The sequence below is a fragment of the Citrobacter sp. VF227 genome (assembly GCF_052950715.1).
The window spans coordinates 1-680 of the sequence record NZ_JBRFVF010000111.1 but is presented as its reverse complement, the minus strand read 5'-3'; the positions used below and the strand labels follow the sequence as shown (position 1 = coordinate 680).

Genomic DNA, 680 nt, shown 5'->3' with positions numbered 1-680 from the left:
CTGGACCGTCGACCAGCGCGCCGACCGCATGGGTGTTCGCCTGCTGGGACCGACCCTGCGCTGCGCGCGCTCGGCCATGATCTCCGAAGGCGTGCCGCTGGGCGCTATTCAGGTTCCGGCGGACGGTCAGCCGATCATCCTGCTCAATGACCGCCAGACCATCGGCGGTTACCCGCGCCTTGGCGCACTCACGCCATTGGCAGTCGCGCAGCTGGCCCAATGCATGCCCGGCACCGTGTTGCGCCTGAAGCCGGTGGCGTTGGAACGCGCACAACGCAAGCAGCGGCGGCTGCTCGCCAGCTGGCAACGGACCACGACGGAGTGATGGATATGAACCTGACCGCCTACCGAGACCTGTCCCCCGCGGCATTGCGCGAGCGGATTCGCCAGGGCGAATTCGACGGCCCGACCGCCGGCCTGGCCAATGGCTATGCACAGGCCAATCTCATGATCGTGCGGCGTGAGCTGGCCTACGACTTCCTGCTGTTCTGCCAGCGCAACCCCAAACCCTGCCCGCTGCTGGACGTCACCGACCCGGGGAGCTTCGAGCCACGGCACGCGGCGCCAGGCGCCGATATCCGCACGGACTTCCCGCGCTACCGCATCTACCGCAATGGCGAGCTCGATCAGGAGGTGCAGGACATCACGCCCTCCTGGGAGGACGACATGGTGGCCTTCCT

General features: G+C 67.5%; 2 pseudogenes. Both read left to right on the top strand.

The annotated features are described in order from the left end of the window. Positions 1–325 (top strand): annotated as a pseudogene (locus ACU8YC_RS25330) (allophanate hydrolase subunit 2 family protein); the annotation flags it as partial. 5 nt (positions 326–330) lie between these two features. Beyond that, positions 331–680, top strand: a pseudogene (locus tag ACU8YC_RS25325) (DUF1445 domain-containing protein); the annotation flags it as partial.